Annotated in this window: 19 protein-coding genes; 2 read left to right on the forward strand and 17 right to left on the reverse strand. The window is 65.1% G+C overall.

Annotated elements, in window-relative coordinates:
* Window positions 1-9: 9 nt before the first annotated feature.
* From serS to SR3_RS03995, 3 genes are all read right to left on the reverse strand, one after another.
* On the reverse strand, window positions 10-1,281 hold the full coding sequence (gene serS, locus SR3_RS03985; RefSeq protein ID WP_068081047.1) for a serine--tRNA ligase: 1,272 nt from the start codon (window positions 1,279-1,281) through the stop codon (window positions 10-12).
* 57 nt (window positions 1,282-1,338) lie between these two features.
* Window positions 1,339-2,784 carry an FAD/NAD(P)-binding protein gene (locus tag SR3_RS03990; protein WP_068081050.1) on the reverse strand — a complete coding sequence of 482 codons (1,446 nt, stop codon included), beginning with the start codon at window positions 2,782-2,784 and terminating at the stop codon, window positions 1,339-1,341.
* Between the two features lie 167 nt (window positions 2,785-2,951).
* Window positions 2,952-3,542, reverse strand: a complete 591-nt coding sequence (locus SR3_RS03995) for a hypothetical protein (RefSeq protein WP_157098614.1) — start codon at window positions 3,540-3,542, stop codon at window positions 2,952-2,954.
* Window positions 3,543-3,733: 191 nt separating this feature from the next.
* Between SR3_RS03995 and SR3_RS04000 the strand changes: the two genes are divergently transcribed.
* Window positions 3,734-4,846 (forward strand): L,D-transpeptidase family protein, encoded by a 1,113-nt coding sequence (locus tag SR3_RS04000; protein WP_068081052.1) that lies wholly within the window; start codon window positions 3,734-3,736, stop codon window positions 4,844-4,846.
* Window positions 4,847-4,851: 5 nt separating this feature from the next.
* Here SR3_RS04000 and SR3_RS04005 read toward each other — a convergent pair whose 3' ends face one another.
* Both SR3_RS04005 and SR3_RS04010 read right to left on the reverse strand, forming a co-directional pair.
* The gene (locus SR3_RS04005; RefSeq protein WP_068081054.1) at window positions 4,852-5,040 is read right to left on the reverse strand and encodes a YezD family protein; all 189 of its coding nucleotides are present in this window, start codon (window positions 5,038-5,040) and stop codon (window positions 4,852-4,854) included.
* Between the two features lie 205 nt (window positions 5,041-5,245).
* The gene (locus tag SR3_RS04010) at window positions 5,246-5,626 is read right to left on the reverse strand and encodes a hypothetical protein (RefSeq protein ID WP_068081055.1); all 381 of its coding nucleotides are present in this window, start codon (window positions 5,624-5,626) and stop codon (window positions 5,246-5,248) included.
* 169 nt (window positions 5,627-5,795) lie between these two features.
* Between SR3_RS04010 and SR3_RS04015 the strand changes: the two genes are divergently transcribed.
* Window positions 5,796-6,725: a LysR family transcriptional regulator gene (locus tag SR3_RS04015; protein ID WP_245653764.1), complete on the forward strand. Its 930-nt coding sequence runs from the start codon at window positions 5,796-5,798 to the stop codon at window positions 6,723-6,725.
* Between the two features lie 2 nt (window positions 6,726-6,727).
* Here SR3_RS04015 and SR3_RS04020 read toward each other — a convergent pair whose 3' ends face one another.
* The 12 genes from SR3_RS04020 to rpoD all read right to left on the reverse strand — a co-directional run bounded on the left by SR3_RS04020 (window position 6,728) and on the right by rpoD (window position 18,372).
* A complete protein-coding gene (locus SR3_RS04020; protein WP_157098615.1) occupies window positions 6,728-8,518 on the reverse strand; it encodes a sensor domain-containing diguanylate cyclase in 1,791 nt (596 codons plus the stop codon).
* Window positions 8,519-8,577: 59 nt separating this feature from the next.
* Window positions 8,578-8,727, reverse strand: coding sequence for a hypothetical protein (locus tag SR3_RS31085; RefSeq protein WP_157098616.1), 150 nt, complete (start codon window positions 8,725-8,727; stop codon window positions 8,578-8,580).
* A 38-nt stretch (window positions 8,728-8,765) separates the two neighbouring features.
* Window positions 8,766-9,143 carry a response regulator gene (locus SR3_RS04025; RefSeq protein ID WP_068081061.1) on the reverse strand — a complete coding sequence of 126 codons (378 nt, stop codon included), beginning with the start codon at window positions 9,141-9,143 and terminating at the stop codon, window positions 8,766-8,768.
* Between the two features lie 98 nt (window positions 9,144-9,241).
* Complete coding sequence (locus SR3_RS04030) at window positions 9,242-10,144, reverse strand: YihY/virulence factor BrkB family protein (RefSeq protein WP_068081064.1); 903 nt, start codon at window positions 10,142-10,144, stop codon at window positions 9,242-9,244.
* A 116-nt stretch (window positions 10,145-10,260) separates the two neighbouring features.
* Window positions 10,261-11,274: an SRPBCC family protein gene (locus SR3_RS04035; RefSeq protein WP_068081066.1), complete on the reverse strand. Its 1,014-nt coding sequence runs from the start codon at window positions 11,272-11,274 to the stop codon at window positions 10,261-10,263.
* 144 nt (window positions 11,275-11,418) lie between these two features.
* Window positions 11,419-12,030: a 30S ribosomal protein S4 gene (gene rpsD, locus SR3_RS04040; RefSeq protein WP_068081069.1), complete on the reverse strand. Its 612-nt coding sequence runs from the start codon at window positions 12,028-12,030 to the stop codon at window positions 11,419-11,421.
* Between the two features lie 218 nt (window positions 12,031-12,248).
* On the reverse strand, window positions 12,249-12,998 hold the full coding sequence (locus tag SR3_RS04045) for an RNA methyltransferase (RefSeq protein WP_068081072.1): 750 nt from the start codon (window positions 12,996-12,998) through the stop codon (window positions 12,249-12,251).
* A complete protein-coding gene (nrdR, locus tag SR3_RS04050; RefSeq protein ID WP_068081075.1) occupies window positions 12,991-13,479 on the reverse strand; it encodes a transcriptional regulator NrdR in 489 nt (162 codons plus the stop codon). Before nrdR ends, SR3_RS04045 begins: the two co-directional genes overlap by 8 nt.
* 15 nt (window positions 13,480-13,494) lie before the next feature.
* The gene (gene glyA / locus SR3_RS04055; protein WP_068081077.1) at window positions 13,495-14,805 is read right to left on the reverse strand and encodes a serine hydroxymethyltransferase; all 1,311 of its coding nucleotides are present in this window, start codon (window positions 14,803-14,805) and stop codon (window positions 13,495-13,497) included.
* 11 nt (window positions 14,806-14,816) lie between these two features.
* Window positions 14,817-15,254, reverse strand: a complete 438-nt coding sequence (rpiB, locus tag SR3_RS04060; RefSeq protein ID WP_068081080.1) for a ribose 5-phosphate isomerase B — start codon at window positions 15,252-15,254, stop codon at window positions 14,817-14,819.
* A gap of 447 nt (window positions 15,255-15,701) precedes the next feature.
* Window positions 15,702-16,337 (reverse strand): DUF2059 domain-containing protein, encoded by a 636-nt coding sequence (locus tag SR3_RS04070; RefSeq protein ID WP_068081088.1) that lies wholly within the window; start codon window positions 16,335-16,337, stop codon window positions 15,702-15,704.
* A 1-nt stretch (window position 16,338) separates the two neighbouring features.
* On the reverse strand, window positions 16,339-18,372 hold the full coding sequence (gene rpoD / locus SR3_RS04075) for an RNA polymerase sigma factor RpoD (RefSeq protein ID WP_407668148.1): 2,034 nt from the start codon (window positions 18,370-18,372) through the stop codon (window positions 16,339-16,341).
* Between the last annotated feature and the right edge of the window lie 4 nt (window positions 18,373-18,376).

The following is an 18,376-nucleotide window of genomic DNA, read 5'->3' on the forward strand; positions in this document are numbered from 1 at the left end:
AAAATCAGATCAGGGGCGCAGGACGTCGAGGCCGCCCATATAGGGGCGCAGCGCCTCGGGTACGGTCACGCTGCCATCCTCGTTCTGGTAGTTTTCCAGCACAGCGACCAGCGTGCGGCCCACGGCCAGGCCCGAGCCGTTGAGCGTATGCAGGAAGCGCGTGCTCTTCTGGCCTTCGGGCTTGTAGCGCGCATCCATGCGGCGGGCCTGGAAATCGCCGCAGTTCGAGCAGGAGCTGATCTCGCGATACTTGCCCTGACCCGGCAGCCAGACCTCAAGGTCATAGGTGCGGCGCGCCGAGAAGCCCATGTCACCGGTGCAGAGCAGCATGCGGCGATAGGGCAGGCCCAGCGTTTCGAGGATATGCTCGGCAGCGCTGGTCATGCGCTCATGCTCGGCATCGGATTCTTCGGGCGTGGTGATCGAGACCAGCTCCACCTTGTCGAACTGGTGCTGGCGGATCAGGCCGCGCGTGTCCTTGCCGGCCGCCCCGGCCTCGCTGCGGAAGCACGAAGTCAGTGCGGTGAAGCGCAGGGGCAGGGTGGCGGTTTCCACGATCTGGTCGCGCGCCAGATTGGTCAGGCTCACCTCGGCGGTGGGGATCAGCCAGCGGCCATCGGTGGTCTGGAACAGATCCTCGGCGAATTTAGGAAGCTGGGCGGTGCCGAACAGCGCCTCGTCGCGCACCAGCACGGGCGGGGCGACCTCCTCATAGCCGAACTTGCTGGTGTGGGTGTCCAGCATGAACTGGCCCAGCGCGCGGCTCAACCGCGCCACACCGCCGCGCAGATAGGCGAAACGCGCGCCCGAAACGCTCTGGGCGCTTTCGAAATCGAGGCCCAAGGGCGCGCCGATGTCGAAATGCTCTTTCGCGCCCTCGGCAGGCTTGGGATTACCCCAGCGCTTGACCTCGACGTTCTCGTCCTCATCCTTGCCTTCGGGCACGCCCTCGGCGGGCAGGTTGGGCAGGCCGGCCAGCAGCGCGCTGACAGCTTCCGCCGCCTCGCGGTGCTGGGCTTCCAGAGCAGGGATGGTTTCCTTCAGCGTGCCGACGCGTTCCATCAGCTGGGCGGCCCGCGCCTCATCCTTCTTCGCCTTGGCCTGACCGATGGCCTTGGAGGCCTCGTTCCGCTCGGCGAGCAGCTCCTGCAGACTGTTCTGGATCGAACGCGACTGGGCGTCGGCGGCCAGAATGCTGTCGGCCAGGGGAGCCAGTCCGCGCAGGGCGAGGCCTGCGTCAAAGGCTTGCGGGTTTTCGCGGATGAATCGGATATCGTGCATGTTTGCGGGGTATTGGCCCGCCCTCACCGGGTCAAGCGCTGGCTTGCCGCCATGCCCCTAAAGTCCATCACCTTCGACCCAGTGCGTGTCCGTAAGCGTGCGGGCCAGTTGCCAGACCTGACGGCGGATATCCGGCACGGCGATGGTTTCCCACGCTTCGCCGCGCGTCATGGGGCCTACGGCGAAGAGGCGCGGCTGGGGCTGGCCCGCCGTGTTCAGCACATGGCCCAAGCGGTCGACATCCAGCCCCATGCGATGCGCATCGGGGCGGGCGCGCTTCTGCGCCAGCAGATTGGCCAGCAACGGGGCGGGCTTGACCGCAATATCGCCCTGAGGCCCCGTGCAGGTGATGATCCGTGAGACGTTCAGCGCCTCCACCCGCTCCGTGCCGCGCGGCTGAAGCGTGACATGCACGCCATGGCCCTGTTGCTCCGCCGTCTGGATGCGCCCGGCGATGGCGGTCAGCCGCCCCTCGCGATGCATGGCCGCCAGACGCTGCGCCACCTGAGGCGCCATGCGATGGCGATGCACATCCCACCAAGGGCGTAGATGGCGCAGAAAACGGGCCTGTTCGTTCTTGTCATGCAGCCGCCACAGGCTCTGGGCATGGGGGCGGATTTCATCGACGGCCTGCCGCCAGTCGACCTGCAGAGACCTCTCGCGCAGATAGCGCAGCAGCCATGACCCATGCTTTTGCGGCGGGAACACCGGCGGCGCATGCGGCCCGGTTTCGGCATGCACGCGCGGCAACAGCCCCCGGCGCGAGCAGGCGGTGATCTTGCCCCGCCAGCCCGCTTCCTCCAGCGACATGGCGACATCCACCATCGTCAGCCCGGTGCCGACCAGCAGCACATGATCCTCGGGTCCAAGCCCGGCGATGGCGCGGGGCGACCATGGATTGCTCACCGCCAGATCGGGCGGCAGATGGGCCAGCACGGGCAAAGGCTGCGGTTCGATATGGCCCGTCGCCAGCACCAGCGAGGCGGCATGCACCACCTCGCCACTGTCGAGTTGCAGCACGGCGCGGTCCTGCCGCCATTCCACGGCGACGGCATCCTGCTCCTTCAATGTGAAGCGCGCCGGGGCATTGGCCATGGCCTTCATCAGCTGCTCGCGCAGATAGCGGCCATAGAGGACGCGCGGAACGAAGCGATTGGCCTGTTCCTCGCTGAGCGTATGCGGCTGCTTATCGGTGGAGAGCAGATCGGTTTCGCGCCCTTTCTCGGCATGGTCCAGCCAGCGCAGAAAATGGTCCGGATCGTCGGCATGGGCGCTCATGTTGTTGGCGCGGACATTGAGCAGATGCTCGGGCTGATGCGTCTGATAGGCCAGCCCGCGCGCCAGCTTTTCGCGCTGGCGCTCCACCAGGACGACATGCGCGCCCTGAGCCAGCAGATTGATCGCCAGCAGCGTTCCGGAAAAGCCCGCGCCGACAATGGCGATGGGCAGATGGGGTGAGGAAGGAAAGGCGGCAGGCAGAGGATGGGCAGCGTTGTGAACCATATCTTTCCATCCTGAGGGTCGTGACCGGGCTGCGATGAATTTCATTTAAACTCTATTGATATGGTAGTCTTACAAGAAATTCTTTGCCCCGCTATGCCGCGCCAAACGCAAGCGAGCGGCGCCCATTGGGGCACCGCTCGCCTGAAGACCGGGAATGGGAAGAAGGCTCAGACCTTGCGGTCCGGCGAGACGGGGGCCTCTCGCTGCGCGGGGCCGGAAGGCGCAACCGGCTTGGCCTCGCAGCCATGCGAGGCGGCCTCGGTCACCTTGGGCGCGGCCTGCGAACCGTCCGAGGAATAGGAGGTGGTGCGGGTGCAGCCATTGGCATCGGTGGTGGTCGAGACATAGGTCATCTGCACACCCTCAGGCATCTTGCCCGTGCCGGTCATGGTCATGCCTGGCACCGCGCCATGCGCCGCCGCCTGTTGCATGGCCGAGGCCTGCTGCATCATGGCATCGGCCTGGCGGTCCATCATCGCCGACATCAGCGCCATTTGCGCAAAGGGATCGGCCATCGCCATGTTCGCCTGATCGAGGGGCATGGCGGCGTCCTGCCGGGCGTCGATGGGCTGGATGGCAATGCGCGGCGCCACATCGCCGGCATAGCTGACCTGCGCCACCGAGCCGTCAGGCAGATTGACCAGCATCGTGTGCAGCTTGGCGGTCGCCGCCTGAGCCGCGCAGGCGCCCGCCAGCGAGAGCGCTGCGGCGCCGATCAGGAATTTGGGTGACAGTCGGATCATCGAAAGGCGGATCATCAGAAAGCTCCTCGTCCACACTTGCCCTGCAGGGAAGATCAATGGGGGAAAACCTATCCCTTTCGGCTGAACCGTGGATGAAGCGTTTTGTCAGCCTTCTGCCCCTGCGGGCAGGGGGGGCATGGCGTGGAACAAAGCCCTGCGCGCGGCGCTTTCGAAAGGGAAGATCAACCATAAAGGGTCGTGATATCATGAAGAAAGAGCTTGTCCTCTGGCCGCTGACCCTGCTGGCTTGCGCTTGCGACAATGGCTCGGGGCAGGCGGCAGGGCAGGCCCAGCAGAGCTCTCCATCGGCTGGATCGAGCGCCGCGCCCGCTGCCGATCCGCGCGCGGGCGATCTGGCGCGGATCAATCAGGCGCTGCCGCTGCCAAGCGGCGTGGCGCCCACACCCGCCCCCACGCCCGCCAGGACCGGCACGCAGCCCGCGCCCGATCCCTTTATCATCCGCGCCGAGGTGCTGTTGGCCCGGGCGCGCTTCTCGCCCGGCGTGATCGACGGCAAGCTGGGCACCAATCTGCGCCATGCCGTCGCCGCCTTCCAGAGCGCGCATGACCTGCCCGGCAATGGCGCCATCGATGGCAAGACATGGCAGGCGCTGCTGGCGCAAGCTCAGGGTGGGCGCGGGGTGGCGCAGATCTACACGCTGACGCCTCAGGATGTGCAGGGGCCTTTCGCGCCCGATGTGGGCGAGGATTTCGTCAAGCTGGCCGCTCTGCCCGGCGGGCCGCAATACAGCACCCCGCTCGAAGCTTTGGCCGAGCGCTTTCATATGAGCCAGGATCTTCTGAAGGCGCTCAACCCCGGTGTCGATGTCACCAAGGCAGGTCAGCGCCTGCTGGTGGTGGATGCCAATGCGCCCGCTTTCGCCAAGGGCGATGTGGCGCGGATCGAGGTGGCCAAGGCGGAGGAATCCGTGCGCGCCTATGGCAAGGATGGCACGCTGATCGCCTTTTATCCCGCCACCGTAGGCTCCACCGAGCGTCCTTCGCCCAGCGGCGATCACAAGGTGGTGGGCGTGGCATGGCACCCCGATTACACCTATGATCCGGCCAAGCTGAAATGGGGACCGCGCTCGGCGGGCAAGCTGGTGATCAAGCCGGGGCCGAACAATCCGGTCGGCGCGGTGTGGATCGATCTCAACGCACCCAGCTATGGCCTGCACGGCACGCCCGAACCCGACAACATCGGCAAGACCGCCAGCCACGGCTGCGTGCGCATGACCAATTGGGATGTGCAGGCGCTGGCAGGCGGCGTGCTGCCGGGCATTGCCGTGAATTTTCTGGGAAGCCGGGAGGCGGCCTGATCCTTTCAGACGAAGCGTTTTTTCTCCGTAACATCGATCTGCACCACTTTGCCCGCGTGGATGGTGATCGCAATATGGCCATAGTCCAGCCGCTGGAGGGCGCCGCGCACCTCGGCCAGCGTGGTGTCCAGAGCGTTCACCTTGCTGTCCAGAGCGGCAGAGGCCACATCAAGGCTCTGGATGGGAATGGTCATGATTGTCTCCATCGGGCGGGATCGCCATGGCCAGATTATATCCTACTTTTTAAATAGGAATAAAGATGTTCTGTCAGGCGAGGAAACAAGCGTTGCGGGACAATCTCCTACTCGATGAATAGGAAACAAGGCGTCGACGCGGAAGGCGGATTTTGCCCATCCCACCTTTCCGCGTCGCTTGCATGCGCCTTATCGTATCCGCGCTTCAGCTGCCGATCGACTGGCGCTCCACGGAGAGGGCGGTCACGGCATCCCCATCATGGCTGACATGGATGGTCCAGCTGACGTCATGCAGCATCTCGTCCACCGCTTCGAAGGAATTGGCGACGCAGGTCATGCGGTCTGCCTGATGCTGCGTGCAGCGGGCCCCGGCATGGGTCAGCAGCGCGCGGGCGTTGGACAGGGCCGAGCCCTGCGGAATGGCCGCATGCAGCGCGGCTCTGGCATAATCGACGCGCTCCTGCCCGGCATGGTTGAACTCCAGACCACGGAAGCTGAGCGGCTGGGCCGACACCACGATGGGCGAAGCCATGGCGGGGGCGCTCACCCCCAGCAGCGCGGCGGCGAGAAGGAAAGCATGGTTCATAACACATCTCCAAAGGCGTTGTATCGCCGAGGTCCGGAATAGGCCCGTGGAGGGGCGGGGGACAGGATCGTCTCGATGTAAAAATATACCAGATGGGTATAATGATGGTGGAAATGGCCAGGGATTTGGCGAATAGTGGGAAGATGAAGGGCTTTCATGTCGAGGAAGCATGAACATCGATATCCGCCACCTGCGCTATTTCCGGGCCGTGGCCGAGGAACGCAGCTTCACCCGCGCCGCTGAACGCCTGCATATGGCGCAACCCCCGCTCAGCCGCCGTATTCAGGAGCTTGAGGCGGAAATCGGCGCGCTGCTCTTCGAGCGGGAGCAGCGCCCGCTGCGCCTCACCGCCATCGGCCAGTTGCTCTATGAGCAGGCCAGCATGGTCACCGAAGCGATGGAGCGCCTGCAGGCCGTGGTCCATCAGGCCACGCGGCGGCCCCGCACGCGCTTCACCATCGGCATGGTGCCCTCCACGCTTTATGTGCGTTTCCCGCAAATCGTCGCGCGTTTTCGCGAGCGCCATCCCGAGATCGATCTGCGGCTGGCCGAAATGGACAGCGCCGAGCAGGCTTCCGCGCTGGTCGATGGCCGCCTTGATCTGGGCTTCGACCGCATCGCCATCGAAGATCCGCTGATCCGCCATGATGTGATGCGCGAGGAGCCCCTGTGGGTGGCCCTGCCGGAAAGCGATCCGCTGCTGGCGGAAGGGCGCGCGGTGGCGCTGGCCGAACTGGCGCCGCGCCCGCAGCTGCTCTATCCCAAGCGGCCGCGCCCCGGCTATGCCGATCATGTGCTCAAAGCGTTTCGCGAGCGCGATCTCACCCCGCAATCCATCACCGAGTTGCGTGAATTGCAAACGGCGCTGGTGATGGTGGCGGCGGGGGGCGGCGTCTGCATCGTGCCGGATACGGTCAGGCTGGCGGGCAGGCCCGGCGTGGGTTTCGCGCCGCTGGTCGAGGATCTGCGCGTGCCGCTGCTGATCCGCTTCCGCAAGCATGACCGTTCCCCGGCGCTGCGGGCCTTTATGGAGGTCTATGCCGAACTGCATCGCGAATGGGGCTGGCCCTTTCCCGATGCGCTGGCCGGGGTCTTATAGGATCAGGCCGCGATGGCCAGCCGGTTGCGCCCGCCATCCTTGGCGCGATAGAGCGCGGCATCGGCGCTGCGCAGGATCTGCTCCACGCTCAGGCCTGCCGTCAGCGGCGCCAGACCCGCGCTGACGGTGACCGACACCGTCTCGCCGGTCAGCGAGCGGCTCTCGCTGTCCGCCAGCCGCAGTCGCACCCTCTCGCACAGCAACTGCGCCTGATCGAGCGAGGCATGGCGGAACAACACAGCGAATTCCTCGCCGCCCAGCCTTGCGACCATCGGGCCGGCACGGTCGCCATGGGGCGCGGTGCCGCGCAGCACGGCGGCAAACAGCGTCAGCACGCGGTCGCCGGTGGCATGGCCGTAGCGGTCGTTGATATGTTTGAAATGGTCGAGATCGAACAGCGCCAGACAGCCGCCATGGCCACTGCTCACCGCCGCGTCCAGCGCGGCATCGAAAGCGCGGCGGTTGGCCAGACCCGTCAGCGGGTCGGTCATGGCCTGACGTTCCAGCTCGTCCATGGCCATGCGGCGGCGGGTGGTGTCGCGGATGATCGAGATCGTGCCATTGGGCCGGCCATCGGCCCCCGGCGCGGCGCACATATGGCTTTCCATCCAGACCGCGCTGCCGTCCTTGCGGATCAGGCGATATTCCACGCTGATGGTCTGTTCGGGGTTGGCGAGACTGCGGTGGCGCGCCTCGACCACGGCGGGCAGATCGGCGGCCAGCACGATGTCATAGGCGCAGCGGCCCGTCAGCTCTTCGGGGCGGTAACCCCATTCGCGCAGCGCGGCAGGCGAGACATAGCGGATCGTGCCCTCGGCCCCCAGACGCATCATCACATCGCTGGTGCGCTCGATGATCAGGCGGTGGAGGGCGTGGGCGGCGCGGAGCTGCCGAAGCAGGCGCTGGCGGGCCTCCAGCTCTCCGGCCAGCGGCAGCAGGATCACCACCACCGAGGCGAAATAGATCTGCAGCACCTCCAGTCGTAGCGTCATGGTGGCATGCAGCAGCATCGTCGGCCCCATCCCGGCCAGCGAGCAGCCAAGGCCCACCGCCAGCAGGATCACCACCGAGGCGACAGCCCCGAAACGCCCCAGCCGGAAGGTGGCCGCCACCATCGGCACGATGGGCAGCACCACCAGCGGCACCACATCCTGCCCGAAGGTGATCGCCGCGCAGAGCGTGACAGCACCCAGCAGAGCGGCGGCCTCCAGCGCCTGAGCGTGGCGCACGCTGCGCAGCCAGCTGCCGATCTGTCCGCGCATGGCCAGCAGCAGCGGCGGGGAAAAGACCACGAAGCCCAGGGCGTGGGCGGTGAACCAGTCGCGCCACGCCGCGCCATAGGGGATGCCCTTGGCCAGATGCGCGCAGAGCGCCCCGGCCAATGCGCTGACGGCAGGCACCAGCAGGCCGACGATGAGGATGAAGCGCAAGGCCTCGGTCACCGACTCGAAGCGGCCGAAGCGGGGGTGGGCGCGCTTCATCAGCCATGCTGCGCCCCAGGCCTCGGCCACGCCGATCAGGGCGAGAGGCAGGGTCAGCCAGCCGCCGAAGCCAAACAGCCCGATCGCCACGCCGCCTGCGGGCAGGCAGGTGAGCAGCAACTGCCACCAGCGGCGGCGCGGGGTGATCGACAGCAGCGAAAACAGCGCCGCGCCCGCCAGCCAGACAATGGCGACGCCGCCGTCAAAGCGCGTCAACTGCAGCGCGATGGCGCTGCACAGGAAATAGGCGCCCGCTGCGAAGAGCGCCTTGAACAGCGGAGAGGAAGCAGGGGAGCGGGGCGACACCGACATGCCCATTCTCTGCCCGAAAACGGTTAATGAATGCCTCGCAGGCGGTGTAAAGAGGTGTTTCAGGCGGGGCCGGGGCCGTCCTGATCGGGCAGGGGATCGTCCAAAGGCGTCTCTCTGGGCGGCCTCGGGCTATAGGGCACGCCCGAGGGATGCGGCACCTGCGGTGCATCCGGCTGAGGGCCGTTCGGCGGTTCGGGGGTGGTGGCCATGGTGGTTCTCCTGCCTGGCATCTTGAGGGCTTCTGGCGTCAGCGGCCCAGCAGGGCCCTGACCTCATGGATCACATCGCCCTGCGAATAGGGCTTAGGCAGGAAGCGCCCGTCTTCGGGCATATCCTCGCCGCTCACCTTCTGCTGGCCCGAGGTCAGCAGCAGGCGGATGCCCGGCCAGCGGCGATGCACCAGCTCGGCCAGTTCGACGCCGTTCATGCTGCCGGGCATATCGATGTCGCTGAAGATCAGCCGCACATCGGGGGCCTGCTCCAGCAGGGCGATGGCCTCGTCGGCGCTGGCGGCTTCCAGCACGCGGTAACCTTGATCCTCGAGGAGGTCGACGCCGTTCATGCGGATCATCGGCTCGTCCTCAACCACCAGCACCATCGTGCTTCCATCGGTTGTCTGGCCCATAACCGTTCTCCTGCCTGTGTGGCCAAGCCCCGGTCAGGGCGTGGGTCTGGACTGTTGCGAACGCCTGAGACGGCGTGAGGATGCATCGCGCCTTAACTTTATTCCGCCTCTCTTGGCGTGGCGTGACGCTGAAGCTCGCAATTCAGCTCGGCGCCGAAGAGCAGCACATAGATCGAGAGATAGAGCCATGTCAGCAGCACCACCGGCGCGCTGAGCGAGCCATACGTGGCGCTGTAATTGCCAAAACGCGCGACATAGACGCCAAAGCCCAGAGCCAGCAGCATCCAGCAGACGGACGCCAGCAAAGAGCCCGGATTGAGCCACACCCAGCGCGCATGACGGCGCGATGGGCCATAGCGATACAGGATCGCCGAGGCCGCCGTGCCGCTCAGGCCAAGGATGCCATAGGTGGTCAGCTTGCCCAGCACCAGCAGTACGATGGGCGCGCCGGGCACCAGTCTTTGCAGATGCCCCAGCGCCGTGATCGCCACCATGGCCACGATCACGGTCAGCACCGCCAGCCCGGTGGTGCCGATGGCCAGCAGGGTGACGAGAATGTAGCTGCGCCGCTCCTTCACCTCATAGGCGATGTTGAGCGCGGTGATGATCGACCCGGCGCCGTTGCGCGCGGCAAACAGCGCCAGCGCCAGCGCGAAAATCGCGCCAAAGCCCTTCTTGCCGCTGGAGGTCTGGACCACCTCCATCAACTGCTGCCCCACGAAATGCGAGGCATCGGGCGGCATCACCGATGTCAGCGCCTTCATGTCACGCACCACCGTGTCCGGATCGGCGACCAGCCCATAGGTCAGCACCACCGCGCCCAGCAGAGGCACCAGCGCCAGAAAGGCGTAAAAGGCCACGCCCGCCGAGATCAGCGCGATGTTGTCATTGCTGGCTTCCTGCCAGCTGTCCCACAGGGCCTTGCGCCAGGCTTTGGGGGAAAGCCGGCGGAAGGTTTCGGCCTGCGTTTCGTGAGCCGGTGCCCCTTCGCTCCTGTCCATCGATGGCTGCCCCTGTTGTGATCGCTTGGTGGCATCGCCCCGATGCCTGTCCTCTCTTCAATGCCGGGGGGCGGGTTTGGGTTCCATTTCATGATATTGCGCTAGGATCATCGCTTTCACGCGCGATGCGCCTGCCGTTCCGACCGCTGGCGGATGACCTTGAGCACCACGCCGTGGAAGTCATTGAGGAACAGATGGCCCCACAGGTCGCAATAGGCGTTGATGGGGGTGGCGATGCGGTAGCGGGTGGTCAGCGTCAGCCGCGTGCGGTTTCCGGGCAGGGGAGAGAGCCGGTATTGCCCGCCCAGCAGCTTGAGATAGGGGCTGTCCACCTTGATATGCCCCTCCACGGCCTTGGGGATCGAGGCAGGGCCGAAGCGGAAGGTCCAGTCGAGCGCGCGATCCTGCTGCCAGCCGGTGACGATTTCCTCGAAGGTGACGCCCTTGGTCCAGTGCAGATGGCGCACCGCGCCAATGCCTTGCCCGTCGATACGGGCATCGACGGGGCGGGGCACGCCGACGATGCTGTGGCTGAAGGTCCAGCTGCGTTCCTCCGGCCTGATGTCGGGGATTTCCACCGTGTTGCGCCAGACCACCTGAGGCGGGGCGTCGATCTCCATCACCGTTTGCACCTGATCCTCCAGCGGCGGCGCCGGAGCCGCCGGCGCGCCCGGCAGGCCGAAGAGCGGCAGGGCCATGAAGCACGAGGCCACCGAGCGTGAGCGCAGCTTGCGCAGGCACAGAAAGGTCAGCCACGATCCCAGCGCCGCGCCCGCATAGAAGAAGGGGCTGGCCATCGCCACGCAGATGCCCCCTTCGCGCAGCACCACGAAGGAGAGCACGATGAACAGCGTAATGCAGATCCAGCCGATCTTGATATGCCGCTTGAGGCGGCCTTCCCCGCGCGGATCGGCGGCGATGGAGGCCACGCTGGCAATCGCCATGGGGAAGAACAGCAGCCCGCCGAAGAAGGGCAAAGGGTTGTTCGAAGCATCCCCGCTCCAGATCAGCGCGTACATGATCAGGCCATAGACCAGCGCGGCGGGGATCGCGAAAAGCAGCCTCTCGGTGATGGACGGGCCGGGGCGGGGCGTTGCGGGATCTGGAGCGGGCGCGTCTGGCGGGGGCATGGGGGGATTGCTTTCCATCTGTCAGGCCGGCGGGCCGCCAGTGTGAAGCAAAGGCCGGAAGACAGGCAACAGAAAAGCCCAACAAAAAAGGCGGTGACCGAAGCCACCGCCTTTCCTGTTCGTTCCGAAAAGGAAACCGAAATCTTAGCGCGAGTAGAACTCGACGACCAGATTGGGTTCCATCTTCACGGGGTAGGGCACCTCGTCCAGCGTGGGGACGCGGACGAAGGTCGCCTTGTCGGCCTCGGCGGCCACATAGTCGGGGATTTCGCGCTCGGGCAGAACCTGAGCTTCGGCAATCAGGGCCATTTCCTTGGCCTTCTTGCCGAGCGAGATCACGTCGCCGGGGCGCACGCGACGCGAAGCGATGTTGCACTTCACGCCGTTCACGAAGATGTGACCGTGCGACACGATCTGACGGGCCGAGAAGATGGTCGGCGCGAACTTGGCGCGGTACACGACCATGTCCAGACGCTGCTCCAGCAGACCGATCAGGTTCTGGCCGGTGTCGCCCTTCAGGCGCGCGGCTTCCTGATAGGTGGCCTTGAACTGCTTCTCGGTCACGTCGCCGTAGTAGCCCTTGAGCTTCTGCTTGGCGCGCAGCTGCAGACCGAAGTCCGAAACCTTGCCCTTGCGGCGCTGGCCGTGCTGGCCCGGGCCGTAGCTGCGGCGGTTGACCGAGCTCTTGGGACGGCCCCAGATGTTCTCGCCAAGGCGGCGATCGATTTTGTACTTAGATGCGTGGCGCTTCGACAAAGGCCATTCCTTCCTATTTGCATGCCCGGCCGATGCTCTTTGCAAGCACCGGGCGCCGGTCTGTTTCATCCGGCGCGCACCCTGCGAGCGACTCTCGCAGGCGGCCACCGCTTCACCGGAGTGCGGGGCCAATGGAAAGGCCCGCCGGTAAGGGCGGGCTCCATGTAGGGACGGGCCGTTAGCGGGATGTTGCGCCCGCGTCAAGCGCCTTGAACGTGTCAGTCGCGGCGTTCGCGCCCCAAAGCGGAGAGGATGCCGCGCATGGTGCGCACTTCCAGATGATTCCACTGCGGCTTGGTCAGCATGGAGCGCAGGGTGCGATGGGTGGCGGCGGCGCGGCTTTCGGGGAAGAAATAGCCCTTGGGCTCCAACAGGGCCTCGAAATGGCCGATCATGCCTTCCAGCTCATCCTGCGGGGCAGGGGGGAGCAGCTCTTCCTGCGTGGGCTGGGCCAGCTCTCCGCCGCGCCCGATGCCCTTGGACCATTCATAGGCGCACAGGATCACCGCCTGCGCCAGATTGAGCGAGGCGAACTCCGGGTTGATCGGCACGGTGATGATGGCGCGGGCCAGCGCCACATCGTCGGTTTCCAGACCCGAACGCTCGGGGCCGAAAACGATGGCGCTGCGTGCCCCAAATTCCTGGGTATGCACAGCATTGGCGTGGATCTCGCGCGAGGCTTCCTCGGGCGTCAGCACCGGCTTGGTCACGCCGCGCTTGCGCACGGTGGTGGCATAGACATGGGCGCAATCATGCACCGCCTCGGCCAGCGTTTCGAAGACCTGCGCCCGTTCCAGCACCACATCGGCGCCCGAGGCTGCAGGACCGGCGCTGGGGTTGGGCCAGCCGTCACGCGGGGAGACCAGCCGCATGTCGGTCAGGCCAAAGTTGAGCATGGCGCGCGCGGCCTTGCCGATGTTCTCGCCCAGCTGCGGGCGCACCAGCACGATAACGGGCTTGTTAGTCATGGGCCCGGCTCCCGATATCGCGCACATTGCTGGCGAATTCCTCGAAGTCGCGCGCTTCGGAGAAATCGCGATAGACCGAGGCGAAGCGGATATAGGCCACGCTGTCGAGCTGGCGCAGGCCCTCCATCACCATCTCGCCGATGGTGTGGCTGGGGATCTCGTTTTCGCCCATGGTCTCGATCTGACGCTGGATGCCGCTGACCAGCTGGTCGAGCCGCTCCTGCGCGATGCCGCGCTTGCGGCAGGCCAAAGAAACGGACTTGTCGATCTTGGAACGATCAAAAGGCTCGCGGCGGGTGGGGGCATCCGAGACGCCCCCACTCTTGATGACGAAAACCTCACGCAGCTGCACGCGCTCAAAGGTGCTGAACCGGCCGCCGCAGTTTTCACACTGGCGGCGGCGGCGGATCGCGGTGTTGTCCTCGGCGGGACGCGAATCCTTCACCTGGGTGTTGTCATGGGCGCAGAAAGGGCAACGCAAGGTTCAGGCTTCCGATCAATAAGCCAGGTTGGGATAGATCGGGAAGCTGGCGCACAGTTCCTGCACCTTGGCTTCCACGGCGGCCTCGATCTGGGCATCGCCCTCGGCGCCGTTCTTGCCCAGCGCGGCGACCACTTCCGCGATCCACTTGCCGATCTGCGTGAACTCGGCCTCGCCGAAGCCGCGCGTCGTACCGGCGGGCGTGCCCAGACGGATGCCGCTGGTCAGCAGGGGCTTCTCGCTGTCGAAGGGGATCGAGTTCTTGTTGCAGGTGATGGCGGCGCGGTCGAGCGCATGCTCGGCATGCTTGCCCTTGGCGCCGAAGGGGCGCAGGTCGACCAGCATCAGATGGTTGTCGGTGCCGCCCGAGACGATGCCCAGACCCTCGGCCTGAAGGCTGGTGGCCAGCGCATGGGCATTGGCCTTGACCTGACGGGCATAGGCCTTGAACTCGGGGGTCAGCGCCTCACCGAAGGCCACGGCCTTGGCGGCGATGATGTGGACCAGCGGGCCGCCCTGCAGGCCGGGGAAGATCGCCGAGTTGAACTTCTTGGCCAGCGCCTCGTCATTCGTCAGGATGATGCCCGAGCGGGGGCCGCGCAGCGACTTGTGGGTGGTGGTGGTGGTGACATGGGCGTGAGGCACCGGGCTCTCATGCACGCCGCCCGCGACCAGACCCGAGATATGGCTCATATCGGCCATCAGATAGGCGCCGACCTCGTCAGCGATCTCGCGGAAGCGCTTCCAGTCCCAGGGACGCGAATAGGCGGTGCCGCCGCAGACGATCAGCTTGGGCTTATGCGTGCGGGCGATGTCGGCCACCTGATCCATATCGATCAGCTGGTTGTCCTCACGCACGCCATAGGCGACGGGGTTGAACCACTTGCCGCTCATGTTCACCGGCGAACCATGCGTCAGGTGACCGCCCGAGTTGAGGTCGAGGCCCATGAAGGTGTCGCCGGGCTGCAGCAGCGCCAGAAACACCGCCTGGTTCATCTGGCTGCCCGAGTTGGGCTGCACATTGGCGAACTGCGCGCCGAACAGCTGCTTGGCACGCTCGATGGCGATGCTCTCGATGTGATCGACATACTCGCAACCGCCGTAATAGCGGCGGCCCGGATAGCCCTCGGCGTATTTGTTGGTCAGGATCGAACCGGCAGCTTCCAGCACGGCGGTTGAGCAGATGTTTTCCGAAGCGATCAGCTCGATCTTGTCGCGCTGGCGCTGCAGCTCCTTGTTGATCCAGCCGGTGATCTCGGGATCACGCTCGGCCAGCGTGCCGGTGAAGAAGCCCGTGGGGCGAACATCGGTGATGGTGGCGGTCATGTGCGTGTCCTTCAGCAGGAGGGGTTCGAGAGCTTGTCGACGCGGGGGCCATGGCGGCCGCCGGCGAACTGCCCGGCAAGAAAAGCGGAAATGCAGGCCTTGGCCATGTCGATGCCGGTGAGGCGCGCGCCCAGCGCAATGACATTGGCATCGTTGTGCTCACGCGCCAGCGTGGCCGAATAGGGCTCGCTCACCAGAGCGCAGCGGGCCGCCGGGTTGCGGTTGACGGCAATGGAAATGCCGATGCCGCTGCCGCACAGGGCCACGCCGAAATCGGCCTCGCCCTTGGCGATGGCATCGCCCAGCTTGTAGCCGTAATCGGGGTAATCGACGCGGTCGGCGTTTTCAGGGCCCAGATCGCTCACCTCATGGCCTTCCTCGCGCAGGAAGGTGACAAGCTCGGCCTTCAGATCGAAGGCGGCGTGGTCGGACGCGATAGCGATGCGCATGGGGCTGCGGGTTCCTCTTGGCCGGGATTCGCAGGTGCCCATAGAGCGGAATGCAACAAAGGGCCAGTCTTGGCCGAGGCAATCGCTGTTTTAATGCTCTTGCGTGGCGGAAGGGCCTCCACCCTGGGGATGCCTCAGGGCAGGGGCGAGGGGCCGCCGAAGGACCAGGCGCGATTATGGCTCACGGGAGACCATTGAATGCCGTTCTGCCCGCTGGGCATCGGCCTGCTGCTGCAGCCTGCGTCGCGTTCGCACAAAGCGGCGGTGTCGGTGTAGGCTGTGGCGCATCCGCCCAGCAGAAGGCAGGGGGCGATGAGGGCAAAAGAAACGGTCCGGCGCATGGCTGGTCCTTGATCGTGGAGCCAGCCGAAGGGATCATTTCACACGTGAATGCCGCGTGAATAATGCAGGAAAAATACCGTATTTCAGAGGGAAGGACGGCAGCGATCAGTGCGCCTTCTTCTCGGCCTGCTCTTTCATCTTGGCCGCTGCCTCGGGGTGGGCCTCGAAATAGGCGCGGACCTTGCCCTGCATCTCGCCCAGCGACTGCATCGTCGCCTGTTGCGCGGCGCGCATCATCACCCCATTGGCCGCCGCCACATCCGGGTCTTGCAGCAAGGTGCTGGAACGCGAGAAGAATTTCCCGCCCGCAGGTGTATGCGCGAAGGCCAGAATCTGCTCCAGCTCCGGCATCGAGAAGTTGCGGGCATAGGCATGGGCCATCGCCTCGAACAGGGCGGGCATATGCTGCGCCATCACCGGAGCCATGGTTTCCGGCACATTGTCGATGTAATCCTGCAGGATTTTATGCAGGCCCGGATCGTTGAGTTCCGGCGGCAGCTGCATATTGGCCTTCATCGGCGCCAGGATGGCATCCTGCATGCGCCGCATCATCACCATGCGCTGATCTTCCGGCCATGCCACCGCGATGATCTCCCGCGAGAGCTTGAGGCTGGCCTCATTGGGAACAGAGGCCCCGGCAGCCGCAGCCGCCGGAGCCCCATTTCCCTGCGCCGCCACCGGCATGGCCTGAGAGGCCCATGCCAGCGCGGCAACAGCAGCGATCAGTCTGGCTGAACGCATCTTACTGATCGAGGAAGCTGCGCATCTTGCGCGAGCGGCTGGGGTGCTTGAGCTTGCGCAGCGCCTTGGCCTCGATCTGACGGATACGTTCGCGCGTCACCGAGAACTGCTGGCCGACTTCTTCCAGCGTGTGATCGGTGTTCATGCCGATGCCGAAGCGCATGCGCAGCACGCGTTCCTCACGCGGAGTAAGCGAAGCCAGCACGCGGGTCACGGTTTCCTTCAGGTTGGACTGGATTGCGGCATCCACCGGGATGATGGCGTTCTTGTCCTCGATGAAATCGCCCAGGTGGCTGTCTTCCTCGTCGCCGATCGGCGTTTCGAGGGAGATCGGCTCCTTGGCGATCTTCATCACCTTGCGCACCTTCTCCAAAGGCATGGAGAGGCGCTCGGCCATTTCCTCGGGCGTGGGCTCGCGGCCCTGCTCGTGGAGGAACTGGCGGCTGGTGCGCACCAGCTTGTTGATCGTCTCGATCATATGCACCGGGATACGGATGGTGCGCGCCTGATCGGCGATCGAGCGGGTGATGGCCTGACGGATCCACCAGGTCGCATAGGTGCTGAACTTGTAACCACGGCGGTATTCGAACTTGTCGACCGCCTTCATCAGGCCGATGTTGCCTTCCTGAATGAGATCCAGGAACTGCAGGCCGCGGTTGGTGTACTTCTTGGCGATGGAAATCACGAGACGCAGGTTCGCCTCGACCATTTCCTTCTTGGCGATACGTGCCTCGCGCTCGCCCTTTTGCACCATGTTCACGATGCGGCGGAACTCGGGCAGGGCCATGCCGGTGTTGGCGGCAATGTCCGACACTTCCGAACGGATACGTTCGGCGGCATCGCCTTCATTGGCGACGAAAGCCGCCCATTTCTTGTCCTTGGTCGCGACCGAGGACAACCACGCATCGTCCAGCTCACGCCCGACATAGAGGTCGAGGAAGTCCTTGCGGCTCACCTTGTGACGCTCGGCCAGACGCAGCATCTGACCGCCCAGCGCGGTCAGGCGGCGGTTGAAGGCATAGAGGTTGTCGACCAGGTACTCGATCTTGCTGGCGTGGAACTGCACGCTTTCCACCTGCGCGGTCAGATCCTCGCGCAGCTGCTGATAGGTCTGCTCGCGGTCCAGCGGGAAATCATTGCCCACGCTCATGAAATCAAGGCGTTCGGACTGGATCTTCTCGAAGGCCAGGAACAGATCGGTGATCAGCGCGAACTTCTCAAGCGCTTCGGGCTTGAGCTGCGCCTCCATCTGGGCGAGCGAAAGAGTGTTGTCCTCTTCCTCTTCCTCGGCGGGGCGGCGGGCGCGGCGCTCGATGCCGTCCTCATCCTCCTCATCGGCGGATTCCTCTTCCTCGACCTCTTCCTCCTCCTTGTAGGAGGGCCCGGCGGTCGATTCGCTGATCTCGCCGTTGTCGTCGTCCTCGCCGTCCTCATTGAGGTTTTCGGGCTGCGGCTCCTTGGAGAGCATGGCGTCGAGATCGAGGATCTCGCGCAGCTGCATCTCGCCATTGTTGAGCGCTTCGGACCACTGGATGATGGCGTGGAAGGTGATCGGGCTTTCGCAGAGGCCCAGGATCATCGTGTCGCGACCGGCCTCGATCCGCTTGGCGATGGCGATTTCGCCCTCGCGGCTCAGCAGCTCGACGGCGCCCATCTCGCGCAGATACATGCGCACAGGGTCATCGGTCCGCTCGACCGTTTCCTTCTTCTTGACCAGATCGGGGCGATCGTCGACCGCCTCCTCGTCCTCGGCATCCTCGGCCTTGCGGTCCTCGGGATCGGTCGCGTCATCGTCGCTTTCGACGATGTTCACGCCCATCTCGCTGATCGCGGCCATGATGTCCTCGATCTGCTCGGACGACATCTGGTCCTGCGGCAGGGCCTCGTTCAGCTCGTCATAGGTGATGACCCCGCGCCGCTTGGCACGGGCGATCAGCTTTTTGATCGAGGCTTCATTGAGGTCGATCAGGGGCGCATCGCCACCTTCACCCCGATCATTGCCCGACATTTCGGCGCCAGAAATCTCTTCGTCCATCATT

Source organism: Novosphingobium rosa NBRC 15208, from assembly GCF_001598555.1.
Lineage (GTDB): Bacteria > Pseudomonadota > Alphaproteobacteria > Sphingomonadales > Sphingomonadaceae > Novosphingobium > Novosphingobium rosa.